Annotated in this window: 18 protein-coding genes; 7 read left to right on the plus strand and 11 right to left on the minus strand. The window is 75.0% G+C overall.

The window, feature by feature from the left end; all coding sequences use genetic code 11:
- Positions 1–27: 27 nt before the first annotated feature.
- Positions 28–1,308, minus strand: coding sequence for an MFS transporter (locus ACIQGZ_RS15485; RefSeq protein WP_402602134.1), 1,281 nt, complete (start codon positions 1,306–1,308; stop codon positions 28–30).
- A gap of 176 nt (positions 1,309–1,484) precedes the next feature.
- Here ACIQGZ_RS15485 and ACIQGZ_RS15490 point away from each other — a divergent pair, with 176 nt between their 5' ends.
- The 3 genes from ACIQGZ_RS15490 (at position 1,485) to dhaL (ending at position 3,851) form a co-directional block, all read left to right on the plus strand.
- Positions 1,485–1,754, plus strand: coding sequence for a hypothetical protein (locus ACIQGZ_RS15490; protein WP_402602135.1), 270 nt, complete (start codon positions 1,485–1,487; stop codon positions 1,752–1,754).
- A 373-nt stretch (positions 1,755–2,127) separates the two neighbouring features.
- Complete coding sequence (locus ACIQGZ_RS15495) at positions 2,128–3,126, plus strand: dihydroxyacetone kinase subunit DhaK (protein ID WP_402602136.1); 999 nt, start codon at positions 2,128–2,130, stop codon at positions 3,124–3,126.
- Positions 3,114–3,851, plus strand: a complete 738-nt coding sequence (gene dhaL / locus ACIQGZ_RS15500; protein WP_402602137.1) for a dihydroxyacetone kinase subunit DhaL — start codon at positions 3,114–3,116, stop codon at positions 3,849–3,851. The genes ACIQGZ_RS15495 and dhaL overlap by 13 nt, the downstream gene beginning before the upstream one ends.
- Positions 3,852–3,903: 52 nt before the next feature.
- On the opposite strand, the gene ACIQGZ_RS15505 is transcribed toward dhaL, so the two are convergent.
- On the minus strand, positions 3,904–4,602 hold the full coding sequence (locus ACIQGZ_RS15505; protein WP_402602138.1) for an HAD family hydrolase: 699 nt from the start codon (positions 4,600–4,602) through the stop codon (positions 3,904–3,906).
- Between the two features lie 287 nt (positions 4,603–4,889).
- Positions 4,890–5,852, minus strand: a complete 963-nt coding sequence (locus ACIQGZ_RS15510) for a ScbA/BarX family gamma-butyrolactone biosynthesis protein (RefSeq protein ID WP_402602140.1) — start codon at positions 5,850–5,852, stop codon at positions 4,890–4,892.
- A gap of 289 nt (positions 5,853–6,141) precedes the next feature.
- Between ACIQGZ_RS15510 and ACIQGZ_RS15515 the strand changes: the two genes are divergently transcribed.
- Together ACIQGZ_RS15515 and ACIQGZ_RS15520 are read left to right on the plus strand one after the other, a co-directional pair.
- A complete protein-coding gene (locus tag ACIQGZ_RS15515; protein ID WP_402602141.1) occupies positions 6,142–6,825 on the plus strand; it encodes a ScbR family autoregulator-binding transcription factor in 684 nt (227 codons plus the stop codon).
- 219 nt (positions 6,826–7,044) lie between these two features.
- Positions 7,045–8,820, plus strand: coding sequence for a glycosyl hydrolase (locus tag ACIQGZ_RS15520; RefSeq protein WP_402602143.1), 1,776 nt, complete (start codon positions 7,045–7,047; stop codon positions 8,818–8,820).
- Positions 8,821–8,974: 154 nt separating this feature from the next.
- Here ACIQGZ_RS15520 and ACIQGZ_RS15525 read toward each other — a convergent pair whose 3' ends face one another.
- The 7 genes from ACIQGZ_RS15525 to cbiM all read right to left on the minus strand — a co-directional run bounded on the left by ACIQGZ_RS15525 (position 8,975) and on the right by cbiM (position 15,399).
- On the minus strand, positions 8,975–9,355 hold the full coding sequence (locus ACIQGZ_RS15525; RefSeq protein ID WP_402602144.1) for a YidH family protein: 381 nt from the start codon (positions 9,353–9,355) through the stop codon (positions 8,975–8,977).
- Positions 9,356–9,506: 151 nt separating this feature from the next.
- A complete protein-coding gene (locus ACIQGZ_RS15530; RefSeq protein WP_402602145.1) occupies positions 9,507–10,583 on the minus strand; it encodes an ABC transporter ATP-binding protein in 1,077 nt (358 codons plus the stop codon).
- Positions 10,580–11,467 carry an ABC transporter permease gene (locus ACIQGZ_RS15535; protein ID WP_402602146.1) on the minus strand — a complete coding sequence of 296 codons (888 nt, stop codon included), beginning with the start codon at positions 11,465–11,467 and terminating at the stop codon, positions 10,580–10,582. Before ACIQGZ_RS15535 ends, ACIQGZ_RS15530 begins: the two co-directional genes overlap by 4 nt.
- Positions 11,464–12,306, minus strand: a complete 843-nt coding sequence (modA, locus tag ACIQGZ_RS15540; protein ID WP_402602148.1) for a molybdate ABC transporter substrate-binding protein — start codon at positions 12,304–12,306, stop codon at positions 11,464–11,466. Before modA ends, ACIQGZ_RS15535 begins: the two co-directional genes overlap by 4 nt.
- 183 nt (positions 12,307–12,489) lie before the next feature.
- Positions 12,490–13,368, minus strand: coding sequence for an energy-coupling factor ABC transporter ATP-binding protein (locus ACIQGZ_RS15545; protein ID WP_402602149.1), 879 nt, complete (start codon positions 13,366–13,368; stop codon positions 12,490–12,492).
- On the minus strand, positions 13,358–14,302 hold the full coding sequence (gene cbiQ, locus ACIQGZ_RS15550) for a cobalt ECF transporter T component CbiQ (protein WP_402602151.1): 945 nt from the start codon (positions 14,300–14,302) through the stop codon (positions 13,358–13,360). Before cbiQ ends, ACIQGZ_RS15545 begins: the two co-directional genes overlap by 11 nt.
- A complete protein-coding gene (cbiM, locus tag ACIQGZ_RS15555; RefSeq protein WP_402602153.1) occupies positions 14,299–15,399 on the minus strand; it encodes a cobalt transporter CbiM in 1,101 nt (366 codons plus the stop codon). The genes cbiQ and cbiM overlap by 4 nt, the downstream gene beginning before the upstream one ends.
- Before the next feature lie 475 nt (positions 15,400–15,874).
- On the opposite strand from cbiM, the gene ACIQGZ_RS15560 reads away from it, so the two are divergent.
- Positions 15,875–16,303 carry a hypothetical protein gene (locus ACIQGZ_RS15560; protein WP_402602154.1) on the plus strand — a complete coding sequence of 143 codons (429 nt, stop codon included), beginning with the start codon at positions 15,875–15,877 and terminating at the stop codon, positions 16,301–16,303.
- Between the two features lie 6 nt (positions 16,304–16,309).
- Positions 16,310–18,466 (plus strand): hypothetical protein, encoded by a 2,157-nt coding sequence (locus ACIQGZ_RS15565; protein ID WP_402602155.1) that lies wholly within the window; start codon positions 16,310–16,312, stop codon positions 18,464–18,466.
- Positions 18,467–18,490: 24 nt separating this feature from the next.
- On the opposite strand, the gene ACIQGZ_RS15570 is transcribed toward ACIQGZ_RS15565, so the two are convergent.
- Positions 18,491–20,185 carry a hypothetical protein gene (locus ACIQGZ_RS15570; RefSeq protein WP_402602156.1) on the minus strand — a complete coding sequence of 565 codons (1,695 nt, stop codon included), beginning with the start codon at positions 20,183–20,185 and terminating at the stop codon, positions 18,491–18,493.
- Between the last annotated feature and the right edge of the window lie 584 nt (positions 20,186–20,769).

Consider the following 20,769-nt stretch of genomic DNA (forward strand, 5'->3'; position numbering starts at 1 on the left):
GTCAGGGGGCCGGGTCAGGGGGCCGGGTCAGGGGGCCGGGGTGAGGGGGGTGTCGTGGGGTGGGGTGGCGTAGGCCTGGGTGACGGTGGGGCGGTCGAAGACGTGCCAGGTGGCGGCCGAGACGAGGACGGCGACCACGAAGCCCACCCAGTAGGGGGCCGTCAGGCCGAAGCTGTTCGCCAGTACGCCGCCGAGCAGGGCGCCGAAGCAGTTGCCGCCGGCCGCGATGAAGAGGATGGTGCTGCCGACCCGGCCGAGCATGTCCGGCGGGGTCAGCCGCTGGCGCAGCGAACTGGCCACGATGCCCCACAGCGCGCCGTGCACACCGAAGGCGAACAGCGCGAAGCCGATGACGTACGGGCTGCGCGAGGTGGCCAGGGCCAGGTGCATGGCCGCCTCGATCACCAGGCCGATCCGGATCATCCAGGTCGCGGTCACCCACCCGACCAGCCGGTCGCCGACGACGGAGCCGAGGACGCCGCCCAGGGCCATGCTGGTGAACAGCAGGCCGTAGCCGACCGAGCCCAGGTGCAGCCGCTCCTTGGCCAGCAGGACGAGCACCGCCGTCGCGGCGGTGAGCGTGACGTTCAGCAGGCCGATCAGCACCGCCATGGTCCGCAGCAGCCGCTGGCGCACCAGCCAGCGGAACCCCTCGGCCATCTCCGCCCGGACCGAGGGCGCCCGCCGGGGCGGCCCGGCCGCCGAGTCCGCCCGTGGCGCCGCCCGGTACACCCCGGCGACCAGGCCGATGAGCACGGCGCTCACCGCGTACGTACCCGCGTTGACGAAGAACGGGATGCTCGCCGCCGCCACGAACAGGAAGCCGCCGAGCGGACCCGCGAGCATCTGCTGCATCAGCGTGGTGCCGCCGAGCAGCCAGCCGTTGGCCCGCTCCAGCCGGGCGCGCGGCACCACGGCCGGGATCATCGCCTGGCTAGCCGAGCGGAAGACGACTTCGCCCGTGTTGACGACGAACAGCACGGCGTAGAGCAGCGCGACGCTGACCGTGTCGGTCAGGAGCGCCACGGCCAGGCCGCCCATCGCGGCGACCCGCACCCAGTCGACCACGATCATCAGCCGCCGCCGGTCCACCCGGTCGACCAGCACGCCGCCGGGCAGTGCGAACAGCAGCCAGGGCAGCCAGGCGACGCCGGACGCGGCGGAGACGATCAGGGGGTTGCCGGTACGGGAGGCGACGAGCAGCGGGGTGGCGACGACGGCCAGGCCGCTGCCCAGGGCCGAGGTGGTGCTCGCCGCCCACAGCTTGGCGAACCGCCCGCCGAGTGCCTCCGTACCGCTCTGTGCCATGGCGGTCGAACCTAGCAGAGGGTGTTCGACGGCAGCTCGGTATTTTCGGCGGCCCCGACCGGACCGCCGCTGTCCGCCAGGTTGCCCAAGGCCGGGTGTTGCCGCGCCGCCGCCCGGACCGGCGCCGGTATTCTGCCGCTCCCGCCGGACCGTCCGCCGTACCCCAGGAGCAGCGCATGACCGCCAAGCAGACCGCCCAGGACGCCGTCCACGCCATTCTCGGGGACACCGCCCGCGCCGAGATCCAGGAGTTCCCCGGCGGAAACCTGTCCCTGACGATCCATTCCGGTGCCCACTCCGCGACGATCGACGGCCACCCGGACACCGGCTGGGGCTGGACCGTCGACCCGGGCGAGGACGACGGCTTCACCGGGCACGAGGAGACCGCGCCCACCCTGGAGGACGCGCTGTGCGCCGTCCGGGACGCGGTGGCGCGCGGGCAGTGAACCGGCCGCTGCCGTGTGCCAGGGCAGGACCCGCCGTGCCGTGGCCGGGGTCACCGGGGTGGAGCAGTGCGCGGGCGGCCCGGGGGCGCCGCCGGGGTGCGGGGGGCTGCCGGGTACGGCGCGGGGGAAACGCCGTGCGCGTGTCCGTACCGGGCCGAGCGGATGGGCCGGGGTACGTCATGCGGGACCCGGTGTGACAAGTGAGTCGTACGGGTGAACGGATGGGCGCCGAGTTGACGGGGGACCGGGGCCGCAGCGGGCCCGCCGGGGGCCGGTGCGGGGTTGCCAGCGCGGCCGGACGGCCTGAGGATGGGCGGACGAGAGGTCCGGATGCGCGGGGCCCTGCGGCCACCGAACCACCTCAGGAGGCTCCATGGCCCGGTACTTCGCGAACGCACCCGAGACGCTGGTGCCCGACGCCCTGGCCGGGTTCGCCAGGGCCCATCCCGACCTGGTCGACCACCAGGTCGAGCACGGGTTCGTCCGTGCCCGCCACAGCTCGCCGGCCCGCAGGGTCGCCCTGCTCTCCGGCGGCGGCTCGGGACACGAACCCATGCACATCGGTTTCGTCGGCGCGGGCATGCTCGACGCCGCCTGCCCCGGCCGTGTCTTCGCCTCCCCGCACAACCGGCAGATCTACGAAGCCTCGTGCGCGGTGGCCCGCGAAGAGGGGGTGCTGCACATCGTGAAGAACTACACCGGTGACCGGATCAACTTCGGCATCGCGGCGGAGCGCCTCGCCCACCGGGGCATACCCTGCGCCCGGGTGCTGGTGGACGACGACGTCGCCTCCGATTCGGACGACATCGCGGCCGGGCGCCGGGGCACCGCCGCGACCGTACTGATCGAGAAGATCCTCGGCGCCGCCGCCGACTCCGGGCGGGGTCTGGCCGACCTCGCCTCGCTGGGCGCCTCGCTCGCGTCCCGCAGCCGCAGCATCGCCGTCGCCTCGGCCGCGCACACCGCCCCCACCACCGGCCTGCCGGCCTTCGAGGTGGGCCCGGACCTGATCGAGTTCGGGGTCGGCATCCACGGCGAGCGGGCCGACCACTCACTGCGGCAGGAACCGCTGCGCGCCCTGGTGGAGCGGATGGCGGCCGAACTGCGGGACGCCCTGCGGCCCGCCCCGGGCGCGCAGGTGATAGCGCTGGTCAACGGCCTGGGGGCCGTCAGCCGGCTGGAGTTGTACGCCGTGCTCAACGAGCTGCTGGAGGCGTTGGAGGGCCAGCGGCTCTCGGTGGCCCGCAGCCTGGTCGGCGACCTGGCCACCGCACTGGACATGCGGGGCTTCTCACTGACCCTGCTGCTGGCCGACGACGAGGAGGTCGCCCTCTTCGACGCCCCCGTCCGCACCCCGGCGTGGCAGTGGTAGGCGGCCCGGTCGGGACGCCCGGCCACACCGAGTTCGACGGGGCCTTCACCGAGCGGTGGCTGCGGCGGTTCGCGGCCTCGGCCGCAGCCGTGGAGCGGGAGCTGACCGAGCTGGACCAGCAGGTCGGGGACGGTGACTTCGGCACCAACCTGTGCACCGGCTTGGGGGCGGTGGTGGCCGCGCTCGACCGGCTGCCCGCCGGTCCCACTGCCGCCGCGACGCCGCTGGGGGCGGCGGCGACGGCCTTCCTGGACGATGTGGGTGGCACCAGCGGGCCGCTGTTCGGCCTGGTCTTCCAGGAGCTGGCCGCCGCCGCGGCGGCAGCCGGCCCGGTCCTGGACGCGCCCGGCCTGGCGGCGGGCGCGGCGGCCGCCCTGGCCGCCGTACAGCGGGTCGGGGAGGCGGAGCCCGGCGACAAGACCCTCGTCGACGCGCTCGCACCGGCCGTCCGGGAGATCCAGCGCTGTCTGGCGGACAGCCGGCCGGATCAGGTGCTGTTGGCCGCGGCCGACGGCGCCTGGGAGGGCGTACGCAACACCGCGATGCTGCGCGCCCGCCGCGGCCGGGCCAGTTACCTGGGAGAACGGGCCTCGGGGATCGCCGACCCGGGGGCGGTGGGCGTGGGCCTGCTGTTCACCTCGGCCGGGCGGGAGGTCACCGTACTGGCGCCGCTGCTCAGCGGCCCGGACCCGGAGTCGACCGACCGGCGGCGGCCGGCGCCCTGAGGGGTGCCGCGCCGGCCCGGTGACCGGGGCCGCCGCCGGTCCGGCGGCGGCCTCACGACGCCGCCCGCTGCGGCCCCAGGCGCTCCGCCCAGGCGACCAGCCGGGGCTCGGCCAGGGTGGGCACCCAGAGGTCGACCAGCGCCGCCAGCTCGGCGGACGGCTGCGGACCGACGCCGAGCACCCGCAGCCCGGCCTGCACGGCGGCCTCAATGCCGCACCGGGAGTCCTCCACCGCCAGGCAGTCGGCCGGGTCGGCGCCGCACAGGCGGGCGGCGGCCAGGTAGACGTCCGGGTACGGCTTGGGGAGCAGGTCGGCGGCCTCGTCCGGGACGACGACGTAGGCGATCAGCTCCAGCAGCCCGGCCTGGGTGAGCGAGGACTCGACCACGTCGCGCGGGCAGTTGCTGGCGACCGCCAGCGGGGCGAAGCGGGCGACGGAGCGGACCAGTTCGGGGGCGCCCGGCATGGTGACCGGGTTCTCCGCGACGAGCTTGCGGAAGCACTCCAGCAGCTGCTCCGTCATCTCCTCGGCCAGCTGGGGCTGGTCGGCGGCCTCCGCCATCAGGCGGCCGCACTCGGTGTAGTGGACACCGCGGGCGCGGGCGGCGAACTCGGCGTCCGGCGCGACGCCGTAGCTGTGCAGCACCAGCTCACGGGCTTCCACCCAGTGGCTTTCGCTGTCCATGAGGGTCCCGTCGCAGTCGAAGACGATGGCTGCGGGGGTCCAGGCGAGGATTCGTTCTGCGTTCATGTTCTGTGCCGTTCGTGAGGGTACGAGGGCGCCCTTGCACAGGGCGGCGGGCCTCGCCCGCGGCGGCGCCGAGGCGCTTGGGAGCACGGGGGTCGCTTGCCGTCGAAGGGTGTGGCCGGCCCCGCGTCGAGAGGGGCGGAGTGGGGGCGTCGGGGACTGCGCGGGCCAGGCGCAGCCGCAGGGCGCCGTTCGGTCCGGGCGGGACAACCCAGGAACATAACGATCGCTACGTTACTTCTCGTACCGTCAGTAGTCAATCGATTACGCGAAGTTGCTACGAACGGATCTCATGGATACCGGAGCACCCCCACCGCCGTCGGCCCGCCGCCCTGCCGGACGCGGAAGACACAGGTGCGGTCGTGCACGGTGCACTCCAGCGGGGCGGGCGGCTGGAACTCGGTGATCCGCAGCGCCCGCAGCCGCCAGGCGATCGGCCGCAGCAGCCGCCCGGCGGTCCGCACCGCGACCGCCTGCCGGGCCGCCTCCAGCAGGGCCATGCCCGGCACATGGTCGGAGCCATGGTCGAAGTAGTACGGGTGGTAGGGGTCGGCGGGGTCGACCAGCAGGGTGTCCCCGGCCAGGGCGAGCACCACATCGCGCGCCGACGCCACCGCCAGCTGCGCCGGCGCGGGGCGCGCGGGCGGGGCGGGCTCCGGCCGGGCGGCCGCCCCCTCCGGCTGGGCGAGCGGCTCGGCCGCGCCGTCGGCCCAGGTGCCCCGGAGCGTCGCGTACTGCCGGGCGTCCAGGAAGCGGGCGCCCCCTTCGGCGTAGGCGAAGGTCCGCCCGCCGGCGCGCAGGTGTATTCGCAGGCGCAGACCTGACGGGCTGTCCGCCCCCTCGGCGCGGCGGACGCCGCTCACCTCGGCGAGGCAGAGCACATCGGTGGCACCGCGTCCGGCCCGGGGCTCCGCCGCCGGGTCCAGCTCGAAGGCCAGGTCCTTGATCAGCAGATGGGCCGCCGCCGGGACGCCGTAGTGCCGCAGCGGCAGATAGATCCCCAGCTGGCGCAGGGTCTCCGCCACCATCAGCGGATTGTGCCGGTCCTCGTCCCGGCCGTGCGGGAAGGTGGGGTGGGAGCGCGGCCACTGGACGGCGGCGAGGAAGCGTCCGGCGCCGCGCGGCCGGACATCCGTCAGCAGCACTTCGGCCACGGATGTGCGATGCACCAACTCGCGGGCGACGGTGCGGGACCAGCTCAGCGGCCGGGGTCGGCGGACCTCCGGTCGGCACAGCCCATCCGAACTATGCATACGAACAGAAGATCCCAGTTTTCGGGAGAGCGCATGTCCGCGACCGGGTCGAGGGCCGGTGACCGACTAGATTCCCTCCGTCGGCGGGTGGCTTCGGCCGGTGATGTCCGGTAGGGGCATCGGGCGGTGGTGCCGGACGCAGCGCCCGACGGGGCTTCGGACAGCGGCTTCGGGCGTCGGCTTCGGGCGCCGGCATCGGGGCGGTGGCTTCGGGCGGTGGCTTCGGGGCGGTGGCTTCGGGCAGTGACTTCGGGCAGTGACTTCGGACTGGGACAAGGACAGAGAACACGTGCAGCAACGGGCGGAGACGACACGCAGGTCGGTGCTGGAGGCGGCGGCGGGCCTGTTCGACGAGCGGGGGTACGCCGGAACCAGCATCAGCGACATCAGCGCGCTGTCCGGCCGCACCAGCGGGGCGATCTACTTCCACTACACGAGCAAGGAGAACCTCGCGCTCGCCGTCGTGCGGGAGCACTTCGCCACCTGGCCGGTGCTGGTCGACCGGCACGCCACCGGCGACGGCTCGGCGCTGGAGCGGCTGGTACGGCTGAGCTTCGCCGTCGCCGAAGCCTTCCGCGACGATGTGGTGGTCCGCGCCGGGGCCCGGCTCTGGGCGGAGCGCAAGGCCATCGACGCACCGCTGCCCGCCCCCTTCGTGGGCTGGATCGACACCGTGACGGAACTGCTCCGGCAGGCCCGCGCCACCGGCGAACTGGCGGCGCACGTCGATCCGGCACCGGCCGCGCACAGCGTCGTCTGCGCCTTCTTCGGTCTGCACACCGTCTCCGACGCGCTCGACGGGCGGCTCAGGATCACGGACGACCTGGCCTGGCTCTGGCTGCTGCTGCTGCCGGCCCTCCAGGCCCGCCCGGCCGCCGCCGCGCTGCTGGCCAGGGTGCGCGGCGGCCTGCCGGCCTCGGCGCCCGAGCCGCCCCGGGAGGCGGCTGTGCTGCCCACCCCGGCGGCGGGCTGACGGGGGCGTACCGCCCGCCGCTGCCGGGTGCGCCGCCCGCTGCTCCCCGGGGCCGGCCGTGCGGCGCACCCGGCACCGGGGTTCCGGGTGCGGCGGCCGCAGCCCGACCGGGCGGGCAGCGGTGGCGGCCGCGCCGTCCGCCGCGTCACCTCTCTTGACATGAGCATCATTGACCCCTCCAATGGGAGCGCTCCCACACACTGCTTCAGGAGGTGGATCGTGCCCGCGCACCGATCGCGGTTCCGCAGGAAGGCGGCAGCCCTCGCCCTGGGCCTGCTGGCCCCGCTGGCCGCCGTACCCGCCGCACAGTCGGCGCAGGCCGCCACCGCAGCCGTTGCGACGCCGCCCGCTGCGGCCCGGCAGGTGTACGAGGCCGAGGACGGCGTCCTGCAAGGGGTCACCGTGGCCTCCGACGCGCCCGGCTACACCGGCACCGGCTATGTCGACGGCTTCGACGAGTCCGGCGACCAGGTCACCATCACGGTGCCGGACAGCCCCGGCGGCCTGTACGACCTGAGCCTGCGCTACCGCGCCCCGTACGGTGACAAGAAGACCACGCTGCTGCTGAACGGCGCCGGGGCCGGCGAGGTGTCACTGTCCGGCACCGAGCAGTTCGCGGACGCGCCGGCCGGCAAGGTGCTGCTGAAGGCGGGCCGCAACACCATCACGGTGCAGAACGACTGGGGCTGGTACCAGGTCGACTCCATCAGCCTGGCCCCGGTGCAGCCCCGGGCCGCCCACCAGGTGACCGGCGACCTGGTCGACCCGCAGGCCACCCCCGAGGCCCGCTCGCTGATGCGGTACCTGGCCGACCACTACGGCAAGGACCTGCTCAGCGGTCAGCAGGACATGGACTCCGTCCAGTGGCTCCAGGACCATGTGGGCCGCGCCCCCGCCATCGCGGGCCTGGACATGATGGACTACTCGCCCAGCCGGGTCGAGCGCGGCACCGCCTCCCAGGAGGTCGAACACGCCCTCGACTGGGACAGGCAGGGCGGCATCACCGCCTTCGTCTGGCACTGGAACGCGCCCAGCCACCTGGTCGACCAGCCCGGCGAGGAGTGGTGGCGCGGCTTCTACACCGATGCCACCACCTTCGACCTGGCCGCCGCGCTGGCCGACCCGTCCTCCGAGGACTACCGGCTGCTGCTGCGTGATATCGATGCCATCTCCGCCCAGCTCTCCCGGCTCCAGGACGCCCAGGTGCCGGTGCTGTGGCGACCGCTGCACGAGGCCGAGGGCGGCTGGTTCTGGTGGGGCGCCAAGGGGCCGGGCCCGGCCAAGCAGCTCTACCGCCTGATGTACGACCGGATGGTCAACCACAACCACTTGCACAACCTGATCTGGGTCTGGAACTCCGTGAGCCCCGACTGGTACCCCGGTGACGATGTGGTCGACGTGGTCAGCGCCGACTCCTACCCGCCGGCCGGCGACCACGGTCCGGTCAGCGCCACGTACGACCAGCTGCTGAGCCTCGGCCATGACGGCAAGCTCGCCGCCCTCGCGGAGGTGGGCTCCATCCCGGACCCGGAGCTGACCCGCGCCTACCAGGCCGACTGGAGCTGGTTCACCACCTGGAGCGGTGACTTCCTCACTGACGGCAACTCCAACTCGCTGGACTTCCTCAAGCGGGTCTACGACGACTCGCGCGTGATCACCCTGGACGAGCTCGGGGACTTCAAGCACGACGGCGGCTGCACCGCCGCATACGACGTGCTCAGCAGTTGGAAGGACGGGTACCTGGTGCGGGTCACCGTGCGCAACAGCGGGACCAAGCCGATCAACGGCTGGCGGGTCGGCTGGAACGCCCCGGCCGACCAGCGGGTCACCGAGTTCTGGAACGCCGACCTGAAGATCAGCGGAACTGCCCGGACGGCGACCGATCTGCACTGGAACGGTGCGCTGAAGCCCGGTGAGCAGGCCGACTTCTACCTGATCGGCGGCACCCCGCCGACCGCGCCCACCACGCCCGCGCCGAGCTGCGCGGCGAACTGACCCGGGGCGCATCCGTCCCCGCGCGTGATACCGCCGCGCGCCGGCCCACCAGCCGGCGCGCGGCGGTTCTTCGCGTCTGCGTGGCCGTGCCTGCCCGGGGTTCGGGGTTCGGGGTTCGGGGTCCGGGACCACCTGGAGCAGCACGGCGGCCGGGTCAGTGCGGGGCCAGGCCGGCGGCCACGGCGATCAGCGCGCCGAGCAGCAGCAGGGCCAGGCCCAGCATCAGATGCACCCGGGAGTGTCCGAGCGGCCGGCGGTGCCGCATCCGCTCCTGGCGGACCCGCCACTGGCGGTAGCCGATCACGGTGACGGCCATGGAGAGCGCGATCAGATAGCAGGCCAGGGCCAGCCGCAGGGCGAACGGGGCCACCGTCACCAGCTCCAGGACCGCCAGCGAGCCGGCCAGCAGCGCGAGGGCGGTCCGCGTCCAGGCGAGGAAGGTGCGCTCATTGGCCAGCGTGGCCCGGTAGTCCGGCTCCTCGCCCCGCTGCCACCAGTCGCCGCCCTCGTCCGGCGGCTGCGCGTCGGCCGCCATCGGTCCGCCTCCCTCATCCGCCCGGGAACCATCCGCCCTGGGAGCCATTTGCCCGGGGAGCCAGCCGCCCGGGAGCGTCACATACCACCCTGCCACACGCCTGATCGCACCACCGGCGTCGAGCCGGGCGGGCCCGGCCCCCGGGCGGGGGTCAGGCCGGGTAGCTGTGGGTCTGGGTGGCTTTGACGGTGGCCCAGACCGGGGTGCCGGGGCTGAGGGCGAGGTCGGCGACGGCGGCGGTGGTGAGGTCGGCCGTCAGGGGGAGTTCGCCGGTGAGGTCGACCCGGATGCGGTCGCCGTGCGACTCCAGCCCGGCGACCTCGCCGCGCCACACATTGCGGGCGCTGGAGGTGGGCCGCTCCCGGTGCAGGGTGACCGCGCTGGGCGGGAAGGCGACGAAGGCCCGGCCGGTCAGTGCCTCGGTCGTGGTGACGGCCGGTCCGGCGTCGAGCCGCACCGTACTGCCGTCCGCGTGGCCCTGGTACAGGTTGAGGCCGACCAGCCGGGCGATGTAGTCGGTACGCGGATGGCGTGCGATGTCCGCCGGGGCGCCGGTCTGCACCGCCCGCCCCTGCTCGACCACCACGATCCGCTCCGCCAGGATCATCGCGTCCAGCGGATCGTGGGTGACCAGGACCGCCACCGCGTCGAACTCCGCCAGGTGGCGGCGCAACTCGGCGCGGACCTCCAGCCTGGTCCGGGCGTCCAGCGCGGCCAGCGGCTCGTCCAGCAGCAGCAGCCGGGGCCGTACGGCCAGCGCGCGGGCCAGCGCCACCCGCTGCGCCTGGCCGCCGGAGAGCCGGCGCGGCCGTACGGCGGCGTGGTCGGCCAGCCCCAGCCGCCCCAGCCAGTCGGCGGCCAGCCGCCGGGCCTCGGCCCGGGGCACGCCGTGGCAGCGCGGCCCGAAGGCGACGTTGTCCAGCGCCGTCAGATGCGGGAAGAGCAGGTAGTCCTGGAAGACGACGCCGACCGGGCGGCCCTCGGGCGGGACCCGCAGCCGCCGCTCGGGCTGCTCCAGCGGGTGCCCGTCCAGCCGCAGATGGCCGCCGCTGAGCGGGGCGAGGCCGGCCAGCGCGCGCAGTGCGGTGGACTTGCCCGCGCCGTTGGGCCCGAGCAGGGCGACCACCTCGCCGGGGGCCGCCGTCAGCCGGATGTCGAGGCGGAAGGCGTCCCGCTCGACCACCAGGTGGGAGTCGAGTCCGGAGTCGGCAGCGGCGTCGGCGGTCATACGGCCCCCATCCAGCGGTCCCGCAGCCCGGCGAGGACGGCGACCGAGACGGCGAGCAGCACCAGGCTGAGCGCGATGGCCGAGTCGGGGTCGCTCTGTAGGGCCAGGTAGACCGAGAGCGGCATCGTCTGGGTGCGGCCGGGGAAGTTGCCCGCGAAGGTGATGGTGGCGCCGAACTCGCCCAGCGCCCGCGCCCAGGCCAGCACCGCGCCCGCCGCGACGCCCGGCGCGATCATCGGCAGCGTCACCCGCCGGAAGGCGGTGAACCGGGACGCCCCCAGCGTGGCCGCCGCCTCCTCGTACCGGGGGTCGGCCGCCCGTAGGGTGCCCTCGACGCTGATCACCAGGAACGGCATCGCCACGAACGCCTCCGCCACCACCACGCCCGCCGTGGTGAACGGCAGCGTGATGCCGAAGGAGGAGTCCAGCCAGCGGCCGACCAGCCCGTTGCGGCCGAGCGCCAGCAGCAGCGCCACGCCGCCGACCACCGGCGGCAGCACCAGCGGCAGGGTGACCAGGGCGCGGACCACCCGGCGCCCGGGGAAGCGGGTGCGGGCCAGCAGCCAGGCCAGCGGCACCCCCAGCACCAGCGCCACCGCCGTGGCGGCGGTGGCGGTGACCAGCGAGAGCCGCAGCGCCTGCCAGACCCCGGCGCTGGCCAGGTGCTGCGGCAGGGTGCGCCATGGCGCCCTGACCAGCAGCCCGACCAGCGGCAGCACCAGGAAGCCGAGCCCGAGCAGCGCGGGCAGCAGCAGCGGCAGCGGCGCCCGGCCCCGGCCCGCCGCAGGGGCGCGCCGGAGCCGGGGGCCGCCCGCCCCGGGCGCGGCCGGGGCGGCCGGGCCCGGGGCGGCCGGAGTGGGGACGGGTGGGGCGGGGTCGGTCACGGGTTGAGGAAGCCCGCCGCGGTGAGCACCTGCTGCCCCTCGGCGGACTCGACCAGGCCCACGAACGCCTGGGCGGCGTCCGCGTTGGGCGCGTGGCTGAGGGTGGCGATCGGGTACGCGTTGACGGCCTGCGCGGACTCGTCGAACGCGACGCCGTCGACCTTGCCGCCCGCCGACTTCACATCGGTGGTGTAGACCAGGGAGGCGTCGACCTCCTTGAGCTCCACCTTGGTCAGCGCGCTCTTGACGTCCTGCTCGTAGGTGACCGGGGTGAGCTTGACGCTGCCCGCCGCCAGCGCCTTCACGGCGGCGGCGCCGCAGGGCACCTCCTTGGCGCACAGCGCGACCTTCAGCCCGGAGCGGGTGAGGTCCTTGAGCGAGGTGATCTTCTTGGGGTTGCCCGGCGCGACGGCGATCTGCAACTGGTTGCGGACGAAGGTCACCGGGGTGCCGACCGCGTCACCGGCGTCGGTGACGGTCTGCATGGTCGCGGGGCTGGCGGCGGCGAAGACGTCCGCCGGGGCGCCGGAGACGATGCTCTGCGCGAGGGCGTCGCTGCCCGCGAAGTTGAACGTCACCTTGGTGCCGGGGTGGGCGGCCTCGAACTCCTTGCCCAGGGCGGTGAAGCTCTCCTTGAGCGACGCGGCGGCGAACACGGTCACGGTGCCGGAGACCTTGTCCGCAGCGGCGGGCGCCGAGCTGCCGGCCGGGGAGCCGGTGGTCGGGGTGCTGTCCGCAGCACTGGAGGAGGTACCGGAGGAGCAGGCACTGAGCGCCAGGAGCACGGCGGCGCCCCCGCCGGCCAGGCGCAGGGTCCGGCGCACGGAACGGGTCGTCACGGGGATGGGTCCTCTCTGCTGCGGCGGGTGCGCGCTTGCACCGTCCTGCCGCCGATCCTAGTTGCGCGACTGCGAGCTCCGTACGGGTATTCGCCTAGCAAGTGCCCAAATGACGGCAACTTCCGGCTCGCAGCTGCGAAACCGCGCCGGCCCCCTTCGGCAGGCCCCCGGACGCCGGGGGCCTCACCCCGGTGGCCGCGCCCCCGAAGGCGCGGCCACCGGGCCCGCAAGACCCGGGACCGCCGCCCGGTGCGCGGGGAGCCTGCTGCGGGCGTGGATCAGGTTGACGTCCAGCAGCAGTTCCCGCCGGGCCAGCACCTCGCCCGGGGTGCCCTCGGCCCTTACCCGGTGGTCCTCCCCGAAGACCAGGCAGCGGTCGGCCAGCCGCTCCAGGCTGTCCAGGTCGTGGGTGGCGTGCACGATGGTCTTGCCGGCCGCGCCCAGCTCCTCGATCAGCTCCATCAGCCAGACCTGGGTGCGCGGGTCGAGGGCGGCGGTCGGCTCGTCGAAGAGCAGGACGTCCGGGTTCATCGCCAGCACGCTGGCGATGGCCACCTTCTTCTTCTGGCCGCCGGAGAGCTGGAACGGCGCCCGGTCGGCGAGCGCGGTGATACCCAGCATCTCCAGCACGTCCGCGACCCGCTCGGCGGCCTGCTCCCGGTCGAGGCCGAGTTGGAGCGGGCCGAAGGCGATCTCCTCGCGGACGGTGGGGGAGAAGACCTGCGCGTCGGCGTTCTGGAAGACGATGCCGAGCCGGGAGCGGAAGCCCCGGTTCATCTGCTCGTCCTCCAGAGTGTCCTCGGTGACCGGGTGGCCGAACGCCAGATACTCGCCGCTGTCCGGGAAGAGCAGCCCGGCCAGCGCCTTGAGCAGCGTGGACTTGCCGCAGCCGTTGGCGCCCAGCAGGGCGATCCGCTCGCCCCGGCGCACGGTCAGCGAGACCCCGTCCAGCGCCGGATAGCGGTCGAGGTAGGTGTGGTGGAGGTCGCGGCAGACCAGCAGCGCGTCCCCCTCCGCCTCTGCGGGGGCGGGCAGCGCTGCGTGGTGCGGGTCAGTGGGCAAGGAAGCGTTCTCCTGTGACGATGAGGACTGCGGCGGCGAGCGCGGCGGCCAGGTAGAGGCCGTCGGCCGGCCGGAGGGCGGCGCGGTCCAGGGTCTTGGCGTCGCCGGTGTAGCCGCGTGCCGCCATCGCCTGGTGCACCTCCTCGGAGAGCTGGTGCGACCGGCCGATCAGGGCGCCGACCGAGGCACCCAGGAACGCTCGGGCCCCCCGGTCGTGCTTGACCGGGCCCAGCGTACGGGCGGTGCGGGCCTCGTACATGTCGGTGATCCCGGCCAGCAGCAGGAAGACATAGCGGTACGCCATCCCGATGATCAGCACGAACATCCGTGGCACGCCCAGCGCCCGCAGCGCCGCCAGCAGCCGCGCCCAGGTGGTGGTGAGGGTCAGCAGCACCACCAGCGAGATGGAGACCGCGACCCGGCTGACCACCAGCCCGGCCGAGAGCAGCCCCTGCCGGGTGAAGCCCTCCGGGTGGCCGTGCCAGTGCCAGAGCGTCCAGACCACCTCGCCGTGGGTGACCACCGAGAGGGTGGCGGGCAGCACCATGATCCCGGTGAAGATCGGCACGAAGAGCCAGACCCGCTTGACGAAGAAGCCCAGCGGCAGGCCGGAGGCGGCGGCCACCGCGAGGGTGGCCGCGTACAGCACCAGCAGCGCCGGGATGGTGTGCAGCAGCGAGGCCGCGACCAGCAGCGCCACGGCGGCCAGGATCTTCGCCCGGGGGTCGATCCGCTGGAGCAGGCCCGCGCGGGCGGCGACGTCCTCGGTGAACATCACCTGCTGGAGCAGCTTCGCCCCGGAGGTGAGGGTCTTGCGCAGATAGCTGCCCTTGGTGCGCTTGCCGATGCAGCCGCAGGGGCACATCGCCAGCTCGCCCTGGAGCAGCCACTGCGGGGTTCGGCTCCCGGTGGGCCGCTCGACGGCGGTGCTCATCGGGCGCTCACCGCGGCGGGCCGGTCGGCCTCGCCGGTCCCGTCGGAACCGCCGTCGCGGCGGGCCGCGACGGTGCGGGCGACCAGCGCGACCAGGTAGACCGCGACGCCGATCGCGGCGATCCCGACGACGGCGGAGACCAGGTAGCCCAGCCAGGGGTGGGCGTCATCGGTGAAGTCGTAGTCCGCGAAGATCGCGTGGTGCCACCAGCCGGCGTACTTGTTGAGGCCGCTGGGCACCGCGCCCAGGTGCACCGAGGAGAGGTCCAGGTCCTCCGGGGCGTCCTCGCCGAACGCGCCGCCCGGCGCCAGCAGGCCCAGCGGGGTCAGCACCACCATCAGGCCCACCGCGCTCGCGGCGACCACGGCCGGGCGCAGCCGGCGCGGCCGGTCGACCCGCTCGCCGGCGGCCGGGACCCCGGGGTGGTTCAGCCGCAGCAGCGGCAGGTTGGCGCGCTGGAGGTAGGCCAGGACGCCGCCGGTCAGGATGGCTTCGGCGGCGCCGGCCACGGTCAGGTGGGCCAGCGCCATGGCGGGGATGGTCTGGCTGAGGTGGTACGGGGAGTACAGCGGGGTGCCGGCGGCGTCGTGGAACAGCGACGGCTGGATGCCGAACTCGATGGCGGCGGCCAGCGCCGCCGCGTTGATGCCGACGTAGCCGCCGATGGCGGCGGCCACCACCCGGCGTCCGGAGGTCAGCTCGGAGCGGGCGGCGATCATCCGGTACACCCCCAGCGCGGCGAACGGCAGGATGATCGCCATGTTGAGGACGTTGGCGCCGTACGCCAGCACACCGCCGTCGCCGAACAGCAGCGCCTGGAAGGCCAGCGCCACCGCGATGGCGATCACCGCCGCCCACGGCCCCAGCACCACCGCGATGACGCAGCCGCCCACCGCGTGCGCGGTGGTGCCGTCGGGTATCGGCACGTTGAACATCATGGCGAGGAAGGAGACCGCTGCGAAGACCGCCAGTACGGGCACATGTCGGTTCCGTACCGTGCGTTTGACGCGGACGCTCGCCACGGCCAGCACCGGCACCGAGACGGCGAACGCCGCGGCGCAGGTCTGGGGGCTGAGGTAACCGTCGGGGATGTGCATGGCTCCGCCTCGGTGGGGGACTCGGGTGAGGGGCCCCGCTCCGCACCCGGCCGCCCGTCGCGGGGTCGACTGCCACCGGGCAGCGCGGAACGCGGTCCTCGCGGACGTAGGCACCATGATGCCTGCTCTCCGTACCTGCAAGGAAGTCGCAGAAGCGGTGGAGTCGCCGCAGGGGGGCGCCGCCCCCGCCGGGGCGGTACCCGCTGCGGGGCCGCCCGGGGCACGACTCCGGGCGGTAGCATCGCGCCTGACCCTCCATCACCTGGGCGGAGGGCTGCCGGACGGCTCCCGGCCGACGCCGGCGGACGGCCCGAGCAGCCTGGACGCGGCCGGGGCCGGCTGCGAGCCCGCCGCCTGACCGGCCGCCGCCGGACCCCGGCCCGCCGCCGCCGACCGTCCGGCCCCGGCGGGTCGCACTACCCAAGCGCGGGCCGCCTCTCTACGGTGATACGAACAGCTTCATGAAGGGGGCCCAGTGGAGGCTGAGTTGGCGGCACTCGCGGCGTCGGGGGCGACGACGCTGGTCGGGTTGATGGTCTCGGAGAGCTGGACCCAGGCACGGGACCGCGTCGCGCGGTTCTTCGCCCGGGGCAGCGGCGACCCGGCACCCCAGGAGCAACTGGAGGTCTCCCGGGCCGAGCTGGCGGCGGCCCGCGAGACGGGCGACGACACCGGCGCGGCCGATGTCGAGGCCGAGTGGCGGACCCGGCTGCGCCGGCTGCTGCGCGCCGACCCGGCGGCGGCGGCCGAGCTGCGGGCCCTGCTGGCCGAGCTGGGCCCGCAGCAGACCGAACCGGCCGGCAGCGTGCACAACACCATCAACGGCGGCGTCCAGCACGGGCCTGTCATCCAGGGACGCGACTTCTCCGGCCTGACCTTCCACACCTCGGGCCCCCAGGGCTGACCCGGCGTGCCACACGACAACCTGCCCGACGCGCCCGGCTACCCGGTCGTGCACAACACGCTGAACGACACCATCGTCCAGGGTGCCAGCATCCAGGCCGGCCAGGTCCACGGCGGGATCACCTTCAACTACGCGGCGCCCGGCCCGACCCGGCCGGACGACGCCCCCGACCAGGTCCCGGCCCCGGCGGCGCCGTTCGTCGACCGGACCGCCGACCTCTCCCGGCTGGACGCCTGGCTGGCCCCCGGCGCCGCCCCGAGCATTGGGGTGCTCACCGGGCTGCCCGGCGTCGGCAAGTCCGCGACCGCCTGCCACTGGGCGCAGCGGTCCCGCGCCGACTTCCCCGACGGCCAGCTCTACGTCGACTTCGCCGCGCTGCGTGACCGGGCCGGCGCCGACGTCTCCGAGGCGCTGGCCATGTGCCTGCGCGCGCTGGGCATGGACGACCAGTACATCCCCGGCAGCCTCAGCGAGCGGGCCGGCCTCTACCGGACCCGTACCGCAGGACGCCGGGTGCTGGTGGTGCTGGACGACGTGACCCAGCCGGCCCAGGTCAGCGCGCTGGTGCCCAAGGGCCCCGGCGCGGTGCTGGCCACCAGCAACGCCCGGCTGGGGGAGCTGTCGCTGCACGGCGCTCGGCTGATGCCGCTGGAGCCGCTGGACGCGGCCGGCGGCGCGGAGCTGCTGTCCGCCCTGTGCGGCGCCGAGCGTGTCGCGGCCGAGCCGGACGCCGCCGCCCTGCTGGTCGAGCTGTGCGGCGGCCTGCCGGTGGCCCTGCACATCGCCGCCGCCCGGCTGCTGACCCGCCGCCGGCTCACGCTGGCCGGGCTGGCCGAGGAACTGGCCGACGAGAACCACCGGCTCACCGGGCTCACCGTGCGGTCCGTACGAGGGGAGAGCACCGTGTCCGCTGTCATCGGCCTGGCGTACCGGGACCTGCCGGACGACGCCGCCCGGCTGTACCGGCTGCTCGGTCTGCTCCCCGGCCGCACCTTCGACGCCGGAACCGCCGCAGCCGCCGCCGGACTGGACACGCCCACCGCCGAACGGCTGCTGGACGTCCTGGACGACGCGCATCTGCTGGACACCACCGAGGACGGCCGCCACCGCTTCCACGACCTGGTCCGGCTGCACGCCCGCGAGCGCGCGGCGGCCGAGGAGCCGGACCGGGAGCGGGAGGCGGTGACCGCCCGGGTGGTCCGGCACTACCTCGCCCTCACCGCCCTGGCCGACCGCGCGGTGCAGCAGAAGCGGCTGCGGATCGGCAACCTCGCGGAGCTGCTGCGGGACGCTCCCGACCCGTTCGCGGCGGGCGGCCGCCCGGCCGCGCTCGCCTGGCTGGAAGCCGAGCGGGCCGACATCCTCGCCGTGCTGCGGGCCGCCGCCCGGCACGGCCTGGACCGGCGGACGTGGCAGCTCGCGGAGGCGTTCACCATCCTCTTCCTGAACCACCGCCACCTGGGTGACTGGCAGGAGTCCCTGGAACTGGGCATCGCCGCCGCGGTCCGCGACGGGCAGCCCGCAGCGGAGGCCCGGCTGCGCAGCCTGCTCTCCCGCCCGCTGCTCGACCTGGGCCAGGACGAGCGGGCCCGGCTGGAGCTGGAGACCGCCGCCGCCCGCGCCGAGGAGTCCGAGAACCTGGTGCTGCGCGCCTCCGTCCAGGAGTTCCTGGGCCGGTACTGGGACCGCCACGACCCCGACCGCGCCCGCGCCGCCTACCGGCGCTCCCTCGACCTCAACACCGCCGCCGACGAGCCGCGCGGCGTCGCCATCGCCGCCTTCTTCCTCGGCTGCGCCCAGCACGCCGCGGGCGACCACCACGCCGCCCTGGCCACCCTGGACGACGCCTACCGGCGGATGCGGGAGCTGGGCGACGCCCGGATGGCGGCCCGGGTGCGGGCCGCCCTCGGGCAGGTGCACGGCAGTCTCGGCGACAGCGGTGCGGCCCGGCGCGAACTGGAGGCGGCGGCCCGGGAGCTGCACGAGGTGCGGGCCTCCCACTACGAGGCGCAGGCCCTGGTCGCCCTGGCCGACCTCGGGGAGCGGACCGGGGGCGATCCGGCGGCCGTACGGGAGCAGCTGACCCGGGCCGCCGAGATCCACCAGGCCGGGGGCAGCCCGGAGGCCGAGGCGTTGCTTGACCGGCTGGCCCGGCTCGGCTGACAGCGGTTCGGAACGGGGCGGCGGTCAGAGCGACGGGCGGACCCGTAGCGCGACGTCCTGGCGGCGGCCGCCGACCCGCAGGGTGACCACGGTGTCGTCCAGCGGCAGGGCCGCCCGCAGGCAGGCGTAGACCACGGCGGCCGACAGGCCGGGGTCGGCCGCCGGGCCGGTGGCCGCCGCCTCCACGATCCGGCCGTCCCGCAGGCCCGCCAGGCAGCCGCCGTCCACCGGGACGGCGGCCAGCAGGCTGCCCGGGAAGCTCTCCAGGGTCTCCCGGACCCAGCGCACCCCGGCGACCGCCGTCCCGGCCGGCCGGCGGCGGAGCAGCACCGAGGCGCTGCCGGTCAGCCGCTGGTCGGGCTCCTCCTCGTCGCAGGCCAGATGGACATACGCCCCCGCGCCCTCCGCCAACGGCCCCTCCACGCCCGGCTCCCCGGCCACGGCCGCCGGGTGGCGGCGTACGGTGACCGACCACTGGCCGGCCACCCGGTCGACCGCCGTGTGCACCAGCGCCGAGGTCACCGGCGCCGACCGCTGCTCCGGCGGCGGGTAGGCGAGCGCCGGTGCCGCCGCCGGGCCGGGCTCCGGCAGCCGCAGCAGCCCGTACAGCGCGGTGCGCAGCCGGGCCAGCGCCTGGTCCGGCTCGGCGAAGGCCCGGTCGGTGATCCCGGCGTAGCGGCCCGGCGTGTGCTCGCGGACGGCCCGGTCGAGCTGGGCCCGCAGCGGCTCGCCACCGGCCAGGCGCGGGGCGGTGCGGCTCAGCTCGGCCATCGCCGTCCCCGGCTCGGAGTCGCTGCCGACCGTGGCGAGCAGGACGGGCTTGCCGAGCGCCGCGCCGTACAGGGTCACCGAACCGTGGTCCCCGACCACCGCGTCCGCCGCGACCAGCGTCGGCTGCCAGCCCCGCTCCGGCGGGATCAGCAGCAGCCCCGCCTCCAGCGCGGCGGCCTGGAGGGTGCGGATCTGCCAGGAGCCGTGGCCGGACCAGACGTTGGGATGGGTGATCGCGGCCACCCGGTACTCGTCCAGCGGCAGTTCGGCCAGCAGCCGGGCCGGCAGCTGCGGGTCGCGGCCCAGCAGCGAGGTCGGCCCCCAGGTGGAACTGACCACCACCAGCCGCTGGTCGTCCGCCACCCGCAGCGCCCGCCGGTACGCCGCGCGCCGGGCCAGCCCGGCCCGCAGCCGGTCGTAGCAGGGGTCGCCCACCAGCAGGGTGCGGCCCGCCGCCAGCGGATGGGAGGCGAGCAACTGCTCCTCCTGGTCCGGGTGCGAGACGGCCAGCCAGGCGCGGCCGGTCGCCAGCAGCGAGTCCGGTACCACGCCGGACAGCCGGGTCCGGGCGCTGCGCGAGTCCGGCACCCGCTTCTGGAACCCCACGCCGTGCGGCAGCACCAGCACCGGGCAGTCGCCCTCGGGCAGGTCGATGTTCTCGCTGGCGGAGAGCACCAGGTCGGGCGCCAGGCCGTCCAGCTGCTCCCACGGCATGACCCGGCAGCCCTCGGCGCGCAGCAGCTCCGACACCCCGTCGCCGAAGGCGGAGGTGGGGTCGTGGGCGACCACCACCGTCACCCGGCCGTCGCCGCGCAGCAGGGCGGGCAGCACCTCCAGCACCCGCACCGCCGAGGTCACCGTCCGGGCCGCCACCACCAGGGTCCGGGTGCCCTGGAACGTACGCCAGCGCTCCGCGTCGTGCCCCACCGGCACCCGCAGCAGGCTCACCGCGCCCCCGTGGGGGCAGGGCGGGCGGACCCGACGTCAGCTCTCATCGGACCTGCAACCTCCCTGCCCGGCGCCCCGAAGCACCAACGGTAGAACACCGGGCGGCCGCTGCGGGGGAGTACGGCGGCTCCGGGGCGGCGGCGGCCCGTCCGCCTCGGGGAAGCCCTTGGGCGGGGCGTCCCTGATCAGTCCGTCCGCCGGCTCCCCGGGCCGGTGAGCCCTTTTCAACCCCGGTGTGAACTGGTGAGATGGAGGGGCGGGAACGGTTTCGAAGGAGACACGGGGGGAGCCGGACCGCAGCTTCCGAGGCCAGGGGGCAGATGTGGTGGGGAACGGTCCGCACGGAGAGAACCGTGCCGGGGACGGGGATACCCGCAACCAGTTCACAGGCTCCGCCGGACCTGTCTTCCAAGGGCGCGACTTCCTTGGCAACATCACCGTCAATCCGCCGCCGCAGCCCGTTGTTGCGGAGCCCCCGGTCCGAGCAGCCGGCGACCCGGCCTTGGCCCAGGCCGCAGACGACCTGGCATTCGCGGTCAAGCGCCAGTGGGAGACAGAGGCGGCGCTGCGCCGCCTGAATGATC

The organism is Streptomyces sp. NPDC092296, assembly GCF_044755465.1.
Taxonomy (GTDB): domain Bacteria; phylum Actinomycetota; class Actinomycetes; order Streptomycetales; family Streptomycetaceae; genus Peterkaempfera.

Excerpts from the sequence above, each read along its gene's own strand:
- ACIQGZ_RS15485 (WP_402602134.1), bottom strand. The coding sequence starts at position 1,308 with ATGGCACAGAGCGGTACGGAGGCACTCGGCGGGCGGTTCGCCAAGCTG.
- ACIQGZ_RS15490 (WP_402602135.1), top strand. The coding sequence starts at position 1,485 with ATGACCGCCAAGCAGACCGCCCAGGACGCCGTCCACGCCATTCTCGGG.
- ACIQGZ_RS15495 (WP_402602136.1), top strand. The coding sequence starts at position 2,128 with ATGGCCCGGTACTTCGCGAACGCACCCGAGACGCTGGTGCCCGACGCC.
- ACIQGZ_RS15505 (WP_402602138.1), bottom strand. The coding sequence starts at position 4,602 with ATGAACGCAGAACGAATCCTCGCCTGGACCCCCGCAGCCATCGTCTTC.
- ACIQGZ_RS15510 (WP_402602140.1), bottom strand. The coding sequence starts at position 5,852 with ATGCATAGTTCGGATGGGCTGTGCCGACCGGAGGTCCGCCGACCCCGG.
- ACIQGZ_RS15525 (WP_402602144.1), bottom strand. The coding sequence starts at position 9,355 with ATGGCGGCCGACGCGCAGCCGCCGGACGAGGGCGGCGACTGGTGGCAG.
- ACIQGZ_RS15530 (WP_402602145.1), bottom strand. The coding sequence starts at position 10,583 with ATGACCGCCGACGCCGCTGCCGACTCCGGACTCGACTCCCACCTGGTG.
- cbiQ (WP_402602151.1), bottom strand. The coding sequence starts at position 14,302 with ATGAGCACCGCCGTCGAGCGGCCCACCGGGAGCCGAACCCCGCAGTGG.
- cbiM (WP_402602153.1), bottom strand. The coding sequence starts at position 15,399 with ATGCACATCCCCGACGGTTACCTCAGCCCCCAGACCTGCGCCGCGGCG.